The sequence below is a fragment of the Bradyrhizobium pachyrhizi genome (assembly GCF_029714545.1).
Classification (GTDB): domain Bacteria; phylum Pseudomonadota; class Alphaproteobacteria; order Rhizobiales; family Xanthobacteraceae; genus Bradyrhizobium; species Bradyrhizobium pachyrhizi.
Genome location: NZ_CP121667.1, coordinates 709,028 through 728,912, shown reverse-complemented (window position 1 = coordinate 728,912; position 19,885 = coordinate 709,028). Strand labels below are relative to the sequence as shown.

The window sequence follows — 19,885 nt, the reverse complement described above, 5'->3', positions numbered from 1 at the left end:
GGTGCTTCGCGTCACCGGCCTGACCAAGAGTTACCGCTCTGCCGGCGAAGACATCGCGGTGCTGCGCGGTGTCGACCTTGCCGTTGCGACCGGCGAGAGCGTGGCGCTATCAGGCGAATCCGGCAGCGGCAAGAGCACGCTGCTGCATCTGATCGCGGGACTCGATGCCGCCGATAGCGGCGAGATCGCCCTCGCCGACACCGTCGTCTCCCACCTCAACGACGCCGGCCGCGCCGAATTGCGCCGCGACCGGCTCGGCCTCGTGTTCCAGCAATTCAATTTGATCCCGAGCCTGACGGTCGCGGACAATCTCGTGTTTCAGTCGCGCATCGCCGGCCGGCATGACGCCGCCTGGCACGACGAACTGGTCGAGCGCCTCGGCCTGAAAAGCCTGCTCAGGCGCTATCCCGAGCAATTGTCCGGAGGCCAGCAGCAGCGCGTCGCGATCGGCCGCGCGCTGGCGCCAAAGCCGCTGTTGCTGCTCGCCGACGAGCCGACCGGGAATCTCGACGAGGACACCGCCGACGAGGTGCTGGCGCTGGCGCGCGATCTGGTAACCCGCACCGGCTGCGGCTTCCTGATGGTCACGCACAGCGCGCGGCTCGCGGCGACGCTCGACCGCCAGGTCACCCTGCATGCCGGGATCGTCGCATGAGGCGCGCGCTGTGGATCCTCGCGGCGCTGCTCAGCCACTGGCGGCGGCATCCGATGCAGCTCGCAACGCTGTTGATCGGACTGATCTCGGCCACCGCGCTGTGGAGCGGCGTGCAGGCGCTGAACCAGCAGGCGCGCATCGCCTATGACCGCGCCGCCGCGACCTTCGGCGGGTCGCGCACCGCGATGCTGGTCGCCCGGGACGGCGCGACCTTCCCGCAAACATTGTTCGTCGATCTGCGGCGTGCCGGCTGGCCGGTGTCGCCGATGCTGGAGGGCCGGGTCCAGATCGACGGGCGCAGCTTCCGCCTGCTCGGCGTCGAGCCGGTGACGCTGCCGTCCGAGGTCGGCAACGCGCCCGCGGTCGGACGCGGCAGCCTGCAATCCTTCATCACGCCGCCGGGCGAAATGCTGGTGGCCCCGGAAACGCTGCGCGATCTCGGCCTCAAGGAAGGCGAGCGGCCAGAGGCCAACGGCACGAGCTTGCCGCCGCTGCGCGTACAGGCCGAGCTCGCGCCCGGCGCACTGATCGTCGATATCGGCATGGCGCAGGACATCCTCAAAATGCCCGGCCAGGTCTCGCGCCTGCTGGTCGGCAAGGCCAAGGCGCCGCACGCAGCGCTGGAAAGCGTGGCGGGTGACAAGCTCCGCCTGGTCGAGCCGAGCGCGGAGAGCGATCTCGAACGGCTGACCGACAGCTTCCATCTCAATCTCACCGCGTTCGGCCTGCTGTCGTTCTTCGTCGGCCTGTTCATCGTCAACTCCGCGATCGGCCTCGCCTTCGAGCAGCGGCTGCCGATGCTGCGCACGCTGCGCGCCTGCGGCGTCTCGGCGCGGATGCTCAATACCGTGCTGGTGATCGAGCTGGTGTCGCTGGCGCTGGTCGCCGGCCTGGTCGGCCTCGTCTGCGGCTACTTCATCGCGGCTGCCTTGCTGCCGGACGTCGCGGCATCGCTGCGCGGGCTCTATGGCGCGCAGATTCCCGGACAGCTTTCGCTCAAACCCGTCTGGTGGTTCGCCGGTGTTGCCATCAGCATCCTGGGCGCGCTCGCCGCGGCGGCGGCGAGCCTTGCCAAGGCGATCCGGATGCCGGTGCTGGCGACGGCGCAGCCGCAGGCCTGGCAGCAGGCGCAGCGGCGCTGGCTGCTGCTCCAGAGCGCGGCGGCACTCGCGGTGTTCGCGGTCGCCGCGGGCCTGATCTGGTTCGGCGATTCCCTGATCGCGGGCTTCGCCGTGCTCGCGGCGCTGATGCTCGGCGCGGCGCTGATCCTGCCGATGGTCCTGCAAGTCGCGCTTGCCTTCGGCCAGCGCAGCGCGCGGGCGCCGGTCGGCATCTGGTTCTGGGCCGACAGCCGCCAGCAATTGTCGGGACTGTCGCTGGCGCTGATGGCGCTGCTGCTTGCGCTCGCGGTCAATGTCGGCGTCGGCACCATGGTGGAAAGTTTCAACCGCACCTTCCTGGTCTGGCTCGACGGAAGGCTCGCCGCCGACGTTTATGTCAGCGCCGCCAGCGATCAGCAGGCAAAGGAGATCAAGGCCTGGCTGCGCGATCAGCCCGAGGTTCAGGCCGTCCTGCCCGGCGGCCGCGCCGACACCCAGCTCGGCGGCGCGCCGATCGAGGTGCTCGGCCTGCCCGACCACGCCACCTATCGCGACAACTGGCCGTTGCTCGAAAACGTCGCGAATGCGTGGGTTCGGCTGCGGCCCGGCGATACCTGCCTCGTCAGCGAGCAGCTGTCGCGGCGGATGAAGCTGGCGATCGGCGATCATATCGAGGTGCCCGCCCCCGGCGGCAACTGGCCGCTCGAGATCGTCGGCATCTATGCCGATTACGGCAACCCCAAGGGCCAGATCGCGGTCAACTTCGCCGCGCTGACCCGGCGCTTCCCGCAGACACCAATGACGCGGATGGGCCTCCGCGTGGCACCGGACAAGATCGCACCGCTGATCACCGCGCTACAGGAGAAATTCGGTCTCGATGATCGCAACATCGCCGACCAGGCGAGGATGAAAACGGAATCGAAGCGGGTCTTCAACCGCACCTTCTCGGTGACCGCCGCGCTCAACGCCTTCACGCTCGGCGTCGCCGGCATTGCGCTGTTGACCAGCCTGCTCACGCTGGCCAATTCGCGGCTGCCGCAGCTGGCTCCGTTGTGGGCGATCGGCCTGACCCGGCGGCGGCTCGCCGCGCTCGAACTGCTGAAGACCATGGCGGTCGCGCTGATCACCGCGCTGTTCGCGCTGCCGCTCGGCCTGCTGGTGGCGTGGTGCCTGCTTGCGATCGTCAACGTCAAGGCGTTCGGCTGGCGGCTGCCGTTCCACGTCTTCCCGCTGCAGCTAATCGAGCTGCTCGCGGTGGCGCTGGCCGCCGCATTCTGTGCCGCCGCGCTTCCGGTCGCGAGGCTGGCGCGCATGCAGCCGGCCAGCCTGATCAGGATCTTTGTCAATGAACGCTAGCGGCACCATCACGCGTCGCGCTTTTGCCGGCGGTGCGCTGGGGCTCGCGCTCGGCGGCAAGACGTTTGCGCAGGGCTTCGCCGGACTTGGCGAGACCGCGGAAGGATTTGCCGCCGTCACGCCGGGCAAGCCGTTCACGTTCCCCGCGGACCACGGCCCGCATCCGGAATTCCGGATCGAATGGTGGTACGTGACCGCCAACCTGTCCGACACGAGCGGCGCGGCCTATGGCGCGCAATGGACGCTGTTCCGCCAGGCGATGAAAGCGGGCGGCCCGGCCGAGGGCTGGGCCAATCAGCAACTCTGGATGGGCCACGCCGCCGTGACCAGCGCCGCCACGCACCGCTTCAGCGAGACCTTTGCGCGCGGCGGCGTCGGGCAGGCCGGCGTCGAGGCCACGCCGTTCCGCGGCTGGATCGACGCCTGGGAGCTGCGGGGGCACGATGCATTCGATGCGCAGCGCGTCGCGCCGCTCGAGCTCAAGGCCTCCGCCGCCGACTTCAGCACCGCGCTGCAGCTCGAAGCCAACCGCGCGCTGGTGCTGCAGGGCGACCACGGCTACAGCCGCAAGTCGGATCGCGGACAGGCCTCCTATTACTACAGCCAGCCGTTCTACAAGGCGTCCGGTCGCATCGTGATCGACGACAGACCGGTCGACGTCACGGGCTCGGCGTGGATGGATCGCGAATGGAGCAGCCAGCCATTGGCGGCCGATCAGACCGGCTGGGACTGGTTCTCGCTGCATCTTCCCGGCGAGGAGAAGCTGATGCTGTACCGGCTGCGCCAGAAGGACGGCCGCGAGAACCTGTTCGGCAACTGGATCACGCCGGACGGCCGCTCGGCCGAGATCGCCGCCAGCGGCAACAGCATCGCGCCCGTGACGACCACCGAGATCGACGGCCGCAAGCTGCCGACGTCATGGCGCGTCAGCCTGCCCGCACGCGGCCTTGCCATCGAGACCACGCCGCTCAATCCGAAGGCCTGGATGGGAACCAGCTTCCCCTATTGGGAAGGCCCGATCCGCTTTTCAGGCAGCCACGCCGGAATCGGCTATCTTGAGATGACGGGGTACTAGGACGTGACTGACTTGGTCCGAATGGGGCCGCGGCATAACGGTGCTCCCCCGCCCCATTCTTACGCGGAGAGGATTGGGGTGAGGGGCCGTCTCCGCGTACCCGGCGACAGCTGGTCTCGCCGAGGTCCCCCCTCACCCGCGCGCGGGGAGAGGTAAAGCGAGGCCGCATGTCACACCGGGCTTCGCTGTCCCGTCATGACATCGGGGCCAATGGAAAGAGGAAATGCCTGACATGTACCACTACACCGCCATCGTCACCTGCCTTGCGGTCGCGCTGCACTTCTTCTTCGCGCTGCAGGTCGCCCGCGCCCGCGCGGTCTACGGCGTCAAGCTGCCGGCGATCACGGGCAATCCGGATTTCGAGCGCATCTACCGCATCCAGATGAACACGCTGGAATGGATGCCGATCTTCCTGCCGTCGCTCTGGCTGTTCGCGGTCTATGTCGGCGATGCCGCCGCGGCGGCGGTCGGCGCAATCTGGGTGATCGGCCGCATCGTCTATTTCATCGGCTATCGCGAAGCGGTGGCGAAACGCAGCCCCGGTTTCGCCATCCAGGCGCTGGCCTGCGTCATCCTCTGGGTCGGCGCGATCGGCGGCGCGGTGTGGCGGCTGGTCCACGCGTAACGCCGCCACATATTCCGCCGTCGTCCCGGCCTTCGCCGGGACGACACCGATGTTTGTTCTGTTTCGCCAGCCACGCCTCACTTGGTCAGCGGGCAGCCGCTTTCCTTGGCGGTGAAGAAGGCCTTGTCGCCGGGCACCACGGCGACCTGCTTGTAATAATCCCACGGCTTCTTCGACTCCGAGGGCTTCTTGACCTCGAACAGATAGAGGTCGTGCACCATGCGGCCGTTCGCGAGCACCTTGCCCTTGGCGAAGGCGTCATCGACCGGCAGCTCCTTCAGCTTGGCGGCGACCGCCTCGCTGTCCTTGGTGCCGGCGGCCTTCACCGCCTTCAAATAGCTCAGCGTCGCCGAATAGGTGCCGGCATGGATCATGCTCGGCATCCGGCTGGTGCGCTTGAAGAAGCGCTCGCTGAAGGCGCGCGAGGCGTCGTCGTGGTCCCAGTAGAAGCCCTCGGTGAGCACGAGACCCTGCGCCGCCTCGAGCCCGAGACCGTGCACCTCCGACAGCGTCATCAACAGGCCGGCAAGCTTCTGGCCGCCGCGCACGATGCCGAACTCGGCCGCCTGCTTGATCGAGTTGGTGGTGTCGAGGCCGGCGTTGGCGAGCCCGATGATCTTGGCCTTTGAGCTCTGCGCCTGCAGCAGGAAGGACGAGAAGTCCGACGAATTGAGCGGTACGCGGACCGAGCCGACCACCTTGCCCTTCTTCGACACGACGATGTCGCTGGTGTCCTTTTCCAGTGCGTAGCCGAAGGCGTAGTCGGCGGTCAGGAAGAACCAGGTGTCGCCGCCAGCCTCCGTCAGCGCGCCGCCGGTCCCGACGGCGAGCGCGCGGGTGTCATAGGCCCAGTGGAAGCTGTAGGGCGTACAGGCATCGCCCGTGATGCGCGAGGTCGCAGCGCCGACCACGATGTCGATCTTCTTCTTTTCCTTCGACAGCTCCTGCACCGCGAGCGCGACCGACGAGGTGGTGAGCTCGGTGATCATGTCAACGTTCTCGACCTCGTACCAGCGCCGCGCGATCGCGGTCGCAAGGTCCGGCTTGTTCTGATGGTCGGCGGTAACGATCTCGATCTTCTGTCCCAGCACCTCGCCGCCGAAATCCTCGACCGCCATCCGCGCGGCTTCGAGCGAGTATTTACCGCCGTAGTCGGCATAGACGCCGGACTGATCGTTCAGAATGCCGATCTTGACGCCCTGGGCCATCGCCGGCGCCGCAAGCATCAGGCTGCAGGCCGCGACCGCGGCCAAAAATCCGGACTTCATTTTATGCTCTCCCAGCAGTTTCTATCAGGAAAATCGGCGCGACATTATTTTATAACCCCACGTCTGCCCATCTCTTTCCGCTCAGCCAAAAGTATTGCCTCTGTCGACGCGCGCTTGCAGCCCTTCCGTCATTCTGAGGCGCAAGCCTTGCGGCGCAACTGCGCCGCTGGGCGAGCCTCGAAGGTGCACGGCCGGCTCGTGGCCGTGCACCCTTCGAGACGCCTGCTTCGCAGGCTCCTCAGGGTGACGGGCACAAGTTTGGGCTGCTCACCCCGCCACAGTTGCCTTGGGCTCGGCCGGCTTGCCCTCGTTCTTTCCTTCCGCGAGGTTGCGCACCACCATGTAGAAGATAGGCGTGAAGATCAGGCCGAACAGGGTGACGCCGAGCATGCCGAAGAACACGGCAACGCCGACCGCCTGCCGCATCTCCGAGCCCGAACCGGTCGATACCACCAGCGGCAGCACGCCGAGGATGAAGGCGAACGAGGTCATCAGGATCGGCCGCAGACGGAGCCGGCAGGCCTCGATCACCGCGTCCAGCCGCGATCGGCCCTCGAGCTCGATGTCGCGCGCGAACTCGACGATCAGGATCGCGTTCTTGGCGGCCAGCCCCACCAGCACCACGAAGCCGATCTGGGTCAGGATGTTGACGTCCTGGCCCATCAGGCGCACGCCGATCGTGGCCGCGAACAGGCACATCGGCACGATCAGGATCACCGCGAACGGCAATGTCCAGCTGCCATATTGCGCTGCCAGCACCAGATAGACGAACAGCACGCAGATCGGGAACACGTAGAGACCGGCATTGGCACCGGTGACCTGCTGGTAGGACAGGTCGGTCCATTCGAAGGAAAAGCCGCTCGGCAATGTCTGGTCGGCGAGCTGCTTGATGGTGTTGAGCGCCGTCGTCGAGCTCACGCCCGGTGCCGGCTCACCCTGCAGTTCGGACGCCGAGTACAGATTATAGCGAGCGACGCGGTCGGGTCCCGAGACGTCCTTGAAGTCCACGATGCTGCCGAGCATCACCATGTCGCCGGCGACGTTGCGGGTGCGCAGCCTTGCGAGATCGGGGCTGTCTTTCCGGAACGGCAGATCGGCTTGCGCGGTAACGTGATAGGTGCGGCCGAACAGGTTGAAGTCGTTGACATAGGTCGAACCGAAATAGGTCTGGATCGTGTCATTGATGTTGGCGATCGGCACCCCAAGCTTCTGCGCCTTGACGCGATCAATGTCGACGAACAGCTGCGGCGTGTTCGCGGTGAACGGCGAAAACACCGACGTGAGAGACGGCGATTTGCGCGCGGCTGTCACCAGTTCATCGGTCGCGGAAGCCAGCAGTTCGGGTCCGCGCCCCTGGCGATCCTGGACACGGATGGTGAAGCCGCCACCGGTGCCGATACCGGGCACGGCCGGCGGCGGAATGACGATGATGAAGGCGCCCTGGATCACCGAGAGACGCTTGCGCAATTCGGCCGTGATCGCGTTCGCCGTCAGCCCCTTCTTCAGGCGCGCCTCCGGCTCGTCGAATACCGGGAACAGCGCCGCGGCGTTGCCCTGCTGCGTGCGCGTCGCACCGGAGAAGCCGGCGAAAGCCGCGACGCGAACGATGCCCGGCGTATCCAGCGCGATCCGCTCGATCTCGCGCACAACGGCGGTGGTCCGGGCCAGCGACGCGGCGCCCGGCAGCTGCGCCGAGATGATGACGTAGCCGCGATCCTGCGCCGGAATGAAGCCCTGCGAGGTGGTCGCGAGCAGCCAGCCGGCGCTGCCGATCAGTACGAGGTAGAGCGCAAGCATCACCACCGTATGCCGGATCACGAAGTCGGCCACCGATGCATAGCCGTGCGCCAGCCGGTCGAACACCCGGTTGAACAGCGCAGTGAAGCTGTCCCAGCCGCGCGCGATGATGTTCCAGCGCGCCGGCGGGCGTTTCTCCTCATGCGGTACCAGGATCTGCGAGGCCAGCGCCGGCGACAGGGTCAGCGAGCAGAAGCAGGAGATCGCGGTTGCGACCGCGATCGTCACCGCAAATTGCTGGAAGAACTGCCCGGAAATGCCGCCGAGGAAGGCGGTCGGCACGAACACCGCGCACAGCACGAGCGCGATCGAGACCAGCGCACCGCCGACCTCTTCCATGGTCTTGAGCGCCGCCTCGCGCCGGCTCATGCCGTGCTCGAGATGCCGCTCGACATTCTCGACCACCACGATGGCGTCGTCGACCACGATGCCGACCGCGAGCACCAGACCGAACAGCGTCAGATTGTTGATCGAGAAGCCGAGCGCGGCCATTACCGCGAAGGTGCCGACCAGCGACACCGGGATCGCGATGATCGGGATGATCGCAGGCCGCCATCCCTGCAGGAACACCAGCACCACGATGACGACGAGCGCCATCGCCTCGTAGATCGTCTTGATCAGCTCGTGGACCGATTGGGCGATGAATTCGGTCGGGTTGTAGCCGATATTGTAGTCGAGCCCCTTCGGGAAACTCGCCTTCATCCGCTCCATCGTGTCGGAGATGCTCTTGGCGGTGGCGAGCGCGTTCGATCCGGGCCGTTGCGTCACCAGCAGCGCGACGGCGGATTTGCGCAGCAGGAAGCTGTTGGTGGCGTAGGACAGCGCGCCGAGCTCGACGCGGGCGACGTCGCGCAGACGTACCGTGCGGCCGTCGGAGCCGGCCTTCACCACGATATCCTCGAACTGCCTGATGTCCTTGAGGCGGCCGGTGAAGACGAGGTTCGGCTGGAATGCGCGATCGGCGATCGGCGGCTCGGCGATCTGGCCGCCGGCGATCTGCAGGTTCTGCGCCCGGATCGCCGCCAGCACCTCGGTCGAGGTCAGACCGAGATTGGCGATCCGGTCGGGATCGAGCCACAGCCGCATCGAGTAATCGCGCGCGCCGAACATCTGGATGTCGCCGACGCCATCGAGCCGCAACAGCTGGTCGCGAACCTGCAGCAGCGCGTAGTTGGAAATGTAGAGCTGGTCGAACGTGTCGTCGGGCGACAGCATGAACACGACCATCAGAATGTCGGGCGAGTTCTTGCGCGTGGTCACGCCGTTGCGCTGCACCTCTTCGGGTAGCCGCGGCTGCGCGATCGCGACGCGGTTCTGCACCAGCACCTGGGCCTTGTCGAGGTCGGTGCCGAGCTTGAAGGTCGCGGTGATGGTGAGCTGGCCGTTCGACGTCGCCTGGCTGTAGAGATACAGCATGTCCTCGACGCCGTTGATCTCCTGCTCGATCGGAGCGGCGACGGTGTCGGACACGGTCTGCGCCGAGGCGCCCGGATATTGCGTGGTGACGACGACGGTCGGCGGCACCACTTGCGGATATTCCGAGACCGGCAGCGTCGGATAGGCGATCGCGCCGACGATCAGCAGCACGATCGACAGAACCATCGCGAGGATCGGCTGGTTGATGGAGAGCCTGCCGAGATTCATGGTTTGGCACCTGCGGCGGGCTTGTCAGCGGCCGCCGGCCTGTCGCCTGCGGCCGGCTTGGAATCCGCCGGAGCCTGCGCCATCTTCGGCGTCACCTTGGCGCCGACGCGGGCGCGCTGCAGGCCGTCGACGATCACGTGATCCTCCGCCTTGAGGCCTTCGCGGACGACGCGTAGGCCCTCGTCGAGCGGCCCGAGCGTGACTGCTCTTGCTTCCACCGTGTTGTCGTCCTTGACCACGAACACGATCTTGCGCGACTGGTCGGTGGCAACAGCGCTGTCCGGGATCAACAGCGCCTCATAGGGCGAGGAGCCGATGATACGGACCCGGCCGAACTGGCCGGGCAGGACCGACAGATCCTTGTTCGGAACGACCGCGCGGCTGCGCAGCGTCGCGGTGGAGACGTCGAGGCGGTTGTCGAGGAAGTCCATCTTGCCTTCATGCGAGGGCTTGGTCTCGCCGGTCAGCATCACCTGCACCGGGTTCGCGGTGTCGCGCGAGCTCGGCCGCCTGCCCTCGAACCACAGCTTGCTGTTGCGCTGATAGGTCGCCTCGTCGACGTCGAAATAGATGTAGATCGGATCGAGCGACACGATCGAGGTCAGCAGCGTCGCGCCGCCCTCGCTGCCTTGCACCAGATTGCCCGGAGTCACCAGATGCCGGCTGACGCGGCCGGTGATCGGCGCCAGCACATGGGTGAATTCGACATTGAGCTGCGCGGCCTTCAGCGTGCCTTCGGCCTGGGTCTCTGCGGCGCGCGCCGCCTGCAACGCCTGACGGCGCTGATCGACGACTTGCTCCGAGACCGCGCTGGTCTGCACAAGGTTCAGCCCGCGCTCGAGATCGCGCTTGGCAAGCTCCCCCTTGGCGCGCGCGTCGGCGAGCTGGCCTTCGGCCTGCAGCACGACAGCCTCGAACGGCCGCGGGTCGATAATGTAGAGCAGATCGCCGGCGTGGACGATCGCACCATCCTTGAACTCGACGCTGTTGACGAAGCCGCCGACACGGGCGCGGACCTGGACCTCCTCGATCGCCTCGAAGCGGCCGGTGAACTCGTCCCAGTCGGTGACCGTGCGCTTGACCGGCTGCGCGACGGTCACGGGTGGCGGCGGAGGCGCGGCCTGCGATTGCGCGCTCTTGTTGTCGCAGCCGCCGAGCGCCAGCGCCGCCAGCAGCCCGATCGGCGCAAGGCCGAGCCAAGGCCTGAGCGACAGGCCGCGTGAGGCATGGCGGCGAAGCGAATGACGCTCGACGCCGGTCACCGGAGCCACACGCCCCGTTCTGTCAATCGAACTCAATTCCCTCTCCCCCAGGATCAGTGCAGGGCTACGAAAGTCGCAATTGAACTTGCGGTGATTCAACGCGGATGGACCACCGCAATGTCGCGGCAGCGGACGTCACAGATGTAGCCGCTCCCCAGTCTGTTCAAGATGGCCGCCGGATCAAGCGAATAGTTGCGTAATCTGAAAGCCTTACGACGTGATCGCGAAGCCGTGACGACAGGAAGGGACAGATTCGCTGGCCTTTCGGGGTGAGGAGAGATCACAGAAGGTTCGCCGGGAATCAATCACAAGGCGAATCACCGACACATATTCGTCGCACAACGCCAATTCCGTCTGCGGCGCATAAACCACCGGGGGTCGCACAAGAGTAAAAATGGTCGAGTTTCCACACTCTACCTCCCGCTGCATGGCCGAATCGTGGTTAACGACGCGATGTCACGTGGACGCTCATTGACACTCGGAAGCATCGACAATACGGTCGTGGTTGCCAACCGGTAAATTTTCTTGGCCGCCGCGCTTTTCTCGAACATTCATAGGGCTTTTCTCGCGGCGTGAGTGAGTGGAAGCGATTACGTAATGGCAAGCGCATTTGAACTTGCTGATGTCGGGACTCCGCAACCGTCGCGGTGTCCGCATATTGCGAGCGGACCGGTGCGATCTCGGGTCGCGTATGATCAACCTAAACGTGTGAACTGCTTCACACCTCATCGTCCCCAACAAATGTAGTTAGTTGATCGGCTTTCACGCCGATCGCAGGAGTGCTCATGACGACCATACCTGCCTATACAATCGGTGGTTTAACCCGCCCCGAGCTTCATCTCGATCCGAGCGGCAATATCATTCTGGATCCGGCCGCCCAGGCATTCGTCAATACGTATGGTCTGCAATATCTTTACCTGGGCTGTCCTCCCGGAACGCCGTGGCCGCCGGTGCCCGGCTTCCTGTCGCCTCCGACCGACGCCAATTCCGGCGCCAACACGGTCGTTGAGGGCGCCGCAGCCAATACATCGGTCGGCATCACCGCGCAATCCACCAGCCTGATCGGTCTTCCGGTCACCTATTCGCTGGTGTCCGATTCCTCGCATGGCGGCTTCAAGGTCGATCCAAATACCGGCGTGGTCTCGATTGCCGATCCCTCCAAGGTCGATTTCGAGAGCTCCGGCGGCAGCTACGTCGTCAATGTGCAGGCCACCGACGGTATCTTCGTCTCGTCGCAGAGCTTCACGATCGCGGTTAGCAATGCGCCGCCCTCGACACCGATCGACGGCAACGCCACCGCCAACGCCGTCAACGAAGGCGCCTCGGTCAACACCTCGGTCGGCATCACCGCGTCGTCAGCCGACGTCAACGGCCCCGGTGTCACCTTCTCGCTGACATCGGATTCCTCCCATGGCGGCTTCAAGATCGATCCCAACACCGGCATCGTCACCGTCGCCGATTCCAGCAAGATCGACTTCGAGACCGCGCCGGGTCACGCCTACACCATCACGGTCCAGGCCAGTGACGGCCATGGCGGCGTCAGCTCGCAGAGCTTCACGATCAACGTCAACAACGTGGCGGTCAGCACCCCGGTCGACGTCAATGCCGCCGCCAACAGCGTCGTCGAAGGCGCTGCCGTCAACACGCTGGTCGGCATCACCGCCTCCGCGGTCGATCCGAACGGCCCCGCAACCACCTATTCGCTGACCGGCGACACCTCCGGCGGCGGTTTCACCATCAATGCCACGACGGGTGTCGTCACCGTCGCCGATCCGAACAAGCTCGATTACGAAAGCGCGCCGGGCCACGCTTATACCATCACGGTGCAGGCGACGAGCGGCGCGACCACGACGACGCAAACTTTCACGATCGGCGTGACCGACGCCCCGCCGTCGGCTCCCACCGACTCTGACGCCGCGACCAACACGGTGGTCGAAGGCGCCGCCATCGGCACCGCCGTCGGCATCACCGCGCACGCCACCGACATCAATGGCGGCACAGTAACCTATTCGCTGGTCGGCGATGCCCACGGCCTCACCATCAATGCCGCGACCGGTGTCATCACCGTCGCCGATCCCACCAAGATCGATTTCGAAACCGCGCCCGGCCACGCCTACACAATCACCGCGCAGGCCAGCGACGGCACGCAGACCAGCACGCAGACCTTTACCGTCAACGTCACCGACGTTGCGCCGTCGGCCCCGGTCGACAGCAATGCTGCCGCCAATACCGTCGTCGAAGGCGCGGCCGTCGGCACCACGGTCGGCGTCACCGCATCCTCGACCGACATCAACGGCCCGGCGGTGACCTATTCGCTGACCGGCGACACTTCCGGCGGCGGCTTCACCATCAACGCGACAACAGGCGTCATCACCGTCGCCGACCCGAGCAAGCTCGATTACGAAAGCGCGCCCGGCCACGCCTATACCGTCACCGCGCAGGCCAGCGACGGCACCCTTGCGACCTCGCAGACCTTCACCATCGCCGTCACCGAAGCCCCGCCGTCGACCCCGGTCGACAGCGACGCCAGCGCCAATGCGATCGCGGAAGGCGCGGCCAACGGCTCGACCGTCGGTGTCACGGCGTCGTCGATCGACGTCAACGGCCCGCCGGTGACCTACGCGCTGATCGGCGACACCTCCGGCGGCGGCTTCACCATCGACGCGACAACCGGCGTCATCACCGTCCTGGATAGCACCAAGCTCGATTACGAGAGCAGCGGTCCGACCCATTCCTACACGGTCACCGCGCAGGCCAGCGACGGCACGACGGCGAGCTCGCAAACCTTTACGATCGCTGTCACTGATGTCGCGCCGTCGACCCCGGTCGACAGCGACGCCGGCGCCAATAGCGTGGTTGAAGGCGCCGCTGCCGGCACCACCGTGGGCATCGTCGCGGCAGCGACCGACATCAACGGCCCGGCCGTGACCTATTCGCTGGTCGGCGATGCGCGCGGCTTCACCATCAACGCGACGACCGGCGTCGTCACGGTCGCCGATCCCAGCCAGATCGACTACGAGAGCAGCGGCCCAAGCCACAGCTACACTATCACCGTCGCGGCCAGCGACGGCACCCAGACCAGCACGCAGGACTTCGCGATCGCCGTCACCGACCTTGCGCCATCGACCCCGGTCGACAGCGATGCCACCGCCAACAGCGTTGTCGAAGCCGCGGCCGCCGGCACTGCGGTCGGCATCACCGCGCATGCGACCGACATCAACGGCCCGGCCGTGACCTGGTCGCTGATCGGCGACACCTCCGGCGGCGGCTTCACCATCGACCCGACGACCGGCGTCATCACCGTCGCCGACCCCACCAAGATCGATTATGAGAGCAGCGGCCCGACCCATTCCTACACGGTGACCGCGCAGGCCAGCGACGGCACGCTGGCGAGCTCGCAGAGCTTCACCATCGCCGTCAACGACGCCGCACCGTCGACCCCGGCCGATGCCGACGCCGGCACCAACTCGATCGCCGAAGGCGCGGCCAACGGCTCGACCGTCGGCATCACCGCGTCGGCAACCGACGTCAACGGCCCGGCCGTGACCTGGTCGCTGATCGGCGACACCTCCGGCGGCGGCTTCACCATCAACGCGACGACGGGTGTCATCACCGTCGCGGACAGCTCCAAGATCGATTACGAAAGCCCGGCCGGGCACGCCTATACCGTCACCGCGCAGGCCAGCGACGGTTTGCTCACGAGCTCGCAGACCTTCACCATCGCCGTCACCGACGTCGCGCCGTCGACGCCGGTCGATGCCGACGCCGGCGTCAACCGCGTTGCGGTCAACGCACCGGTCGGCGCGGGAACCAGCGTCACGGCATCCTCGACCGACGTCAACGGCCCCGCCGTGACCTATTCGCTGGTCGGCGACACCTCCGGCGGCGGCTTCACCATCGATGCGACCACCGGCAAGATCACGGTCGCCGATCCCAGCAAGATCAACATTGCCGACCCGTCCTATGACGTCACGGTCGATGCGAGCGACGGCACGCTGCACAGCCAGCAGACCTTCACCATCGCCGTCGTGGTCGACCAGGCGCCGGTCGTCACCGCCGGCCACACGCTGAACTACATCGAGAACCAGGCCGCGACCGTGATCGATTCGGCGATCACCGTCACCGACGGCGACGACGCCAATCTGGTGTCCGCGACGGTGCAGATCACCGGCAACTATGCCAGCGGCCAGGATGTCCTCGGCTTTACCAACCAGAACGGCATCACCGGCTCGTTCAATGCCGCAACCGGAACGCTGACGCTGACCGGCTCCTCCAGCGTCGCGAACTACCAGGCCGCGCTGGCGTCGGTGACTTACATCAACACCAGCGACAATCCGTCCGCCCTGGCGCGCACCGTCACCATCACGACCAATGACGGCACGCTCGACAGCTCGCCGGTCACCGACACCATCAACGTCACCCCGGTCAACGACCCGCCCGTCGTCACCGCCGGTCATACCCTCAATTACACCGAGAACCAGGCCGCGACCGCGTTCGACCCGGCGATCACCGTGTCCGACGTCGACAACACTACGCTGACCGGCGCGACCGTGCAGATCACCGGTAACTACGCGAACGGTCAGGACGTGCTCGCCTTCACGTCCCAGAACGGCATCACCGGCTCGTTCAATGCGGGAACCGGCATGCTGACGCTGACAGGCACCGCCAGTGTCGCCGATTATCAGGCGGCGCTCGCCTCGGTGACTTATCAGAACACCAGCGACAATCCGTCGGGCCTGGCACGCACCGTCACGATCATCGCCAACGACGGCACGGCGAACTCAACGCCGGTCACCGGCACCATCAACGTCACGCCGGTCAACGATCCGCCGGTCACGACCGCCGGCGGCACGCTGAACTACACCGAAAACCAGGCCGCGACCGTGATCGATGCGTCGGTCAACGTGACCGACGTCGACAGCGCCAACCTGACCGGCGCGACGGTGCAGATCACCGGCGGCTTCGCCGCCGGCCAGGACGTGCTCGGCTTCGTCAACCAGAACGGCATCACCGGCTCGTACAATTCCGCGACCGGCGTGCTGACGCTGACCGGCAACTCCAGCGTCGCCAACTACAAAACCGCGCTCGATTCCATCACCTATTTCAACTCGAGCGACAATCCGTCCGGCGCGGATCGCATCGTCAGCTTCACGGTCAATGACGGCTCGGCGAATAGCAACACCTCGACCTCGACCATCCATGTCACCCCGGTCAACGATGCGCCGGTCGTGAGCTTCGGTGCCATCACCGGCTTCTCCGAGCCGCCGAACGGCACGCCGGCAGCGAACTCGACGCCGGTCACGATCACGCCGAACCTGACGATCACGGACGCCGAAGGCAACAACCTGACCGATGCGACCTTCGTGCTGAACAATCTGAAGCCGTCGGATGCGCTGTCGATCGCGGGCCACGCCGGCAACAGCGGCGATATCGGCGGCATCCACTTCGAGATCACCAGCACCGCGGGCACCGAAACGATCAGCTTCACCGGCACCGACACGGTTGCGCACTACAATGCGGCGCTGGACCTGATCCAGTTCAACAACACCAGCGAAAACCCCGACACTACCGCGCGGTCCTACAGCCTGACCGTGCACGACGACGGCGGCACCGCCAATGGCGGCAATAACACCGGGACAGGATCGACGACGGGAAGCGTCACCGCGGTGGACGATGGACCCACCGCGTCGGTGCCGGCGGACAATTCGATCGGCACGGCGTTTTCGCACACCAATCTCGCGATTTCAGGGCTTTCGGTCGCCGACATCGATGCCGCGAGCGGCAACGTCACGGCGACGATTGCCTCAAGCCATGCCAACCTGACCTTCAATACCGCCGGGCTCGCCAGCTTCACCAACAACAGCAGCCACACGGTGACGCTGACCGGTACCGTCGCGCAGGTCAACACCGCGCTCGCGACGCTGACCTACAACAGCGACGACGGCTTCACCGGCTCGGACACCGTCACGCTGAACATCAACGACAACGGCAATACCGGCACCGGCGGGCCGCTCACGTCGGGCGCCCAGACCTTCCACGTCGGCGTCGTCCCACAGGTGTTCTACATCGACAACTCGCCCACGGCGCTGGCCAACAGCGCCAATCTCGGCACCGCGGCCGATCCATACACCTCGATCGCCGCCTACAACGCGGCGAATCCGGCGGGCTCGGGCGACTATGTCGTGCTGAGGTCCGGCACCTATACCGAGGCCAACGGCATCAACCTCGCCAATGGCGTCAACCTGGTCGGCGGCAGTCACTCCCTGACGTTCACCAATCCGGTGACCGGCGCCGTGGTGACCGCGAACACCGCGACCGGGACCGATCCGGTCATCAAGGTGACCGGCGCCGACAACGGCATCGACCTGCTCGGCACGTCCGGCCACAGCATCAACGGCGTCAGCATCGACACCTCGGCCTCGACCGGCATGGGCATCAGCGACGACGGCTTCAATGTCGGCACCGTCACGATGTCCGACATCACGGTCAAGACTGCCAGTGGCACCGGCATGAGCTTCACGCATGGCGGCACCATCACGCTGACCGGCACCAACAACTCCATCACGTCAGGCACCGGCACCGCGCTCGATGTCGAGAATACCCAGATCGGCTCGTCCAACCTCATCCTCAAGAGCATCACCTCGAGCGGCGGGGCAAACAACGGCATCATCCTGTCGAATACCGGCACGGCCGCCGGCAATGGCGGCCTGCACATCACCGGCGACGGCTCGACGGCCGGCAGCGGCGGCACCATCGCCAACAAGACCGGCGCCGACGGCAGCACCACGCAGGGCACCGGCGTCTATCTGAACAACACCAAGGACGTTCAGCTCTCCTACCTGGCGATGCACGACTTCCAGAACTACGGCATCGTCGGCACCAACGTCACTGGCTTTACGCTCGGCAACACCACGGTGACCGGCACCAACGGCGACAATGTCGGCGGTATCGGCGAAGGCGACGTCTACTTCACCGGCCTGTCCGGATCGGCGACGGTGACGAACTCCACCTTCACGGGCGCGGCGCTCGATGCGTTCCACGTCTTCAATAACAGTGGTCAGACACTCAACCGCATCACCATCACCGGTTCGACCTTTGCGACCAATTCGGCAGCCGGAAACAGCTCGGGCGATGCGCTGGTGTTCCAGGCCACCGACGGAACATTCAACGCGACCGTTCAGAATTCGACATTTACGTCGGCACGCGGCGACCTGTTCCAGCTCGACCTGCACGGCGGCGTCAGCTCGGACCTCGTGCTGAATGGCAACAGCTTCTCGAACAACAACCAGAACATCGTCTCGGGCGGCGGCGGCATCACCATCAGCTCCGGCGGGACCGGCGACCACGCCAACCTGACCTTCAACATCGCCAACAACACGATGCGCGATGCCCTCGGCACCGCGCTCGGCATCAGCACTGGATCGGGAGCAAGCTCGTTTAACGGAACGATCGATTCCAACACGATCGGCGTCGCGGGCGTCGCCAACAGCGGCTCCGCCCAGGGCAGCGACATCGGCTTCGTCACCATGGGCGGCGCCAATTCCAGCGTGACAATCACCAACAACCATCTGTACCAGTACAACGACGACGGTATCTATCTGCAGACCGGCGACGCCGTGGACGGTGGCAACGCACTGCTGACCGCGATCGTCATGGGCAACACGGCGTCCAATCCGGGCGCGTTCGGCAATCATGGCTTCGAGCTGAACGCTGGCACGGTCGGCGCGCCCACACGTGACGCGCAGAGCGTCTCGCTGACGCTGGGCGGCACCGGAGCCCAGGAAAATCAGTTCCTTGGTTCGGGCGCGAATGGCGGCACCGATATTCGGCTGCGCGATCGCTTCGATACCACCGTCGGCCTGCACGCGGGCGACGGCACGTCCTACGGCGGCGGCTCGACCGATACCGCCGCGATTTCAGCCTACGTCCTGGCGCACAACACGGTCACCACGGCGCCGACGATCAGCGTCACGGCGGGCAGCACAAACGGGTTCGGCTCATCGCCGCTGCTCGCCGCGGATGGCGGCGTGCAGGCCGCCGTCGCGACCCCGGGTGAAACCCACCTGACGCAAAGCCAGCTCGACTCGGTCGTCTCGGCGGCCATTACCCAATGGGCGAAGGCTGGCGTGGACGCGGATCAACTGGCGGCGCTGCATGCCGTCACCTTCAGCGTCGCTGATCTCGCCGGCCAGGTCGTCGGCCTGGAAAGCGCCGGCCACATCACGATCGATGCCGACGCCGCGGGCCATGGCTGGTTTGTCGATTCGACACCGTTTGACAATTTTGAGTTCACCCACACGCTCAATGCTTCCGGCTCCGACCTGCAGACCGATTCGTCGACGGCCGCAGCCGGTCATCTCGATCTATTGACCGCCGTGGTCCATGAACTGGGACACGTGCTCGGCCTCCCCGACCTGACGTCGTCATCCGACGTCAATGACCTGATGTATATCAGTCTGGCCGACGGCGAGCGGCGGCTCCCAACCGCCGCGGATGTCACGCAGGCCAACGTGGGATCGGCGAAGGCGATGCCGATGCAGAGCAACACATCCTCGACTCTGAACCGCGACGGCTTCGACTTCTCGTCGTTCACCCAGACGCCGTCGCAGGCCAGCACGAGCCACGCGGACCCGGCCGCGAACACCCAGACTTGGTCCGATCTGTTCAGCGGGCACGCCAATGCCGGCACCCCATGGTGGGTCGGCCATGAGGCGACGTTCGCCGCCATGGGCGGCACGCCGACCGACAACCACGCCCAGTTGCACCATGACCTGATCGTCTGACCGGGCATCGTATCGACTACACAACGCCTGCCGAACCGTTGCGGCAGGCGTTGCCCCAGATGGATGGGATCCACGCTTCCGTCGACCCGGCAAACTTCAATCGCCTCATGATGTTTGGACATGTCCGATTCGTGACAACGGTCCCGTCAGAGGCAATACCGTCTCGTCGCGAACTGCGAATGGCTCGCGCGGCCGCGGAATTGAAAAAATCGCGGAAACCCGACAATCGTTGAGGTTGCACTAGCCGTAAAACACGCTATCGTGCAGACGTTGCACACGCAGCATCATTGCTTCGAATTTTTCACAAATCGTACGACGTA

Annotated in this window: 8 protein-coding genes; 5 read left to right on the top strand and 3 right to left on the bottom strand. The window is 65.7% G+C overall.

What is annotated here, in order from left to right; genetic code table 11:
* Window position 1 precedes the first annotated feature (1 nt).
* The 4 genes from QA639_RS03235 (at window position 2) to QA639_RS03220 (ending at window position 4,811) form a co-directional block, all read left to right on the top strand.
* Window positions 2-655: an ABC transporter ATP-binding protein gene (locus QA639_RS03235; protein WP_028335310.1), complete on the top strand. Its 654-nt coding sequence runs from the start codon at window positions 2-4 to the stop codon at window positions 653-655.
* The gene (locus tag QA639_RS03230; protein WP_283089152.1) at window positions 652-3,111 is read left to right on the top strand and encodes an ABC transporter permease; all 2,460 of its coding nucleotides are present in this window, start codon (window positions 652-654) and stop codon (window positions 3,109-3,111) included. Before QA639_RS03235 ends, QA639_RS03230 begins: the two co-directional genes overlap by 4 nt.
* The gene (locus QA639_RS03225) at window positions 3,101-4,186 is read left to right on the top strand and encodes a lipocalin-like domain-containing protein (protein WP_283089151.1); all 1,086 of its coding nucleotides are present in this window, start codon (window positions 3,101-3,103) and stop codon (window positions 4,184-4,186) included. The genes QA639_RS03230 and QA639_RS03225 overlap by 11 nt, the downstream gene beginning before the upstream one ends.
* Before the next feature lie 232 nt (window positions 4,187-4,418).
* Window positions 4,419-4,811 carry an MAPEG family protein gene (locus QA639_RS03220; protein ID WP_028335307.1) on the top strand — a complete coding sequence of 131 codons (393 nt, stop codon included), beginning with the start codon at window positions 4,419-4,421 and terminating at the stop codon, window positions 4,809-4,811.
* Window positions 4,812-4,888: 77 nt separating this feature from the next.
* On the opposite strand, the gene QA639_RS03215 is transcribed toward QA639_RS03220, so the two are convergent.
* The 3 genes from QA639_RS03215 to QA639_RS03205 form a co-directional block, all read right to left on the bottom strand.
* The gene (locus QA639_RS03215; RefSeq protein WP_050385076.1) at window positions 4,889-6,079 is read right to left on the bottom strand and encodes an ABC transporter substrate-binding protein; all 1,191 of its coding nucleotides are present in this window, start codon (window positions 6,077-6,079) and stop codon (window positions 4,889-4,891) included.
* A 267-nt stretch (window positions 6,080-6,346) separates the two neighbouring features.
* Window positions 6,347-9,520, bottom strand: a complete 3,174-nt coding sequence (locus QA639_RS03210; protein ID WP_283089150.1) for an efflux RND transporter permease subunit — start codon at window positions 9,518-9,520, stop codon at window positions 6,347-6,349.
* Window positions 9,517-10,734, bottom strand: a complete 1,218-nt coding sequence (locus QA639_RS03205; protein ID WP_051376211.1) for an efflux RND transporter periplasmic adaptor subunit — start codon at window positions 10,732-10,734, stop codon at window positions 9,517-9,519. Before QA639_RS03205 ends, QA639_RS03210 begins: the two co-directional genes overlap by 4 nt.
* Window positions 10,735-11,567: 833 nt before the next feature.
* Here QA639_RS03205 and QA639_RS03200 point away from each other — a divergent pair.
* Complete coding sequence (locus QA639_RS03200; RefSeq protein WP_283089149.1) at window positions 11,568-19,565, top strand: cadherin domain-containing protein; 7,998 nt, start codon at window positions 11,568-11,570, stop codon at window positions 19,563-19,565.
* Window positions 19,566-19,885: the final 320 nt, after the last annotated feature.

Bases quoted from the DNA above. Each gene is read 5' to 3' on its own strand.
- QA639_RS03200 (WP_283089149.1), top strand. From the start codon at position 11,568: ATGACGACCATACCTGCCTATACAATCGGTGGTTTAACCCGCCCCGAG.
- QA639_RS03230 (WP_283089152.1), top strand. From the start codon at position 652: ATGAGGCGCGCGCTGTGGATCCTCGCGGCGCTGCTCAGCCACTGGCGG.
- QA639_RS03220 (WP_028335307.1), top strand. From the start codon at position 4,419: ATGTACCACTACACCGCCATCGTCACCTGCCTTGCGGTCGCGCTGCAC.
- QA639_RS03215 (WP_050385076.1), bottom strand. From the start codon at position 6,079: ATGAAGTCCGGATTTTTGGCCGCGGTCGCGGCCTGCAGCCTGATGCTT.
- QA639_RS03210 (WP_283089150.1), bottom strand. From the start codon at position 9,520: ATGAATCTCGGCAGGCTCTCCATCAACCAGCCGATCCTCGCGATGGTT.
- QA639_RS03225 (WP_283089151.1), top strand. From the start codon at position 3,101: ATGAACGCTAGCGGCACCATCACGCGTCGCGCTTTTGCCGGCGGTGCG.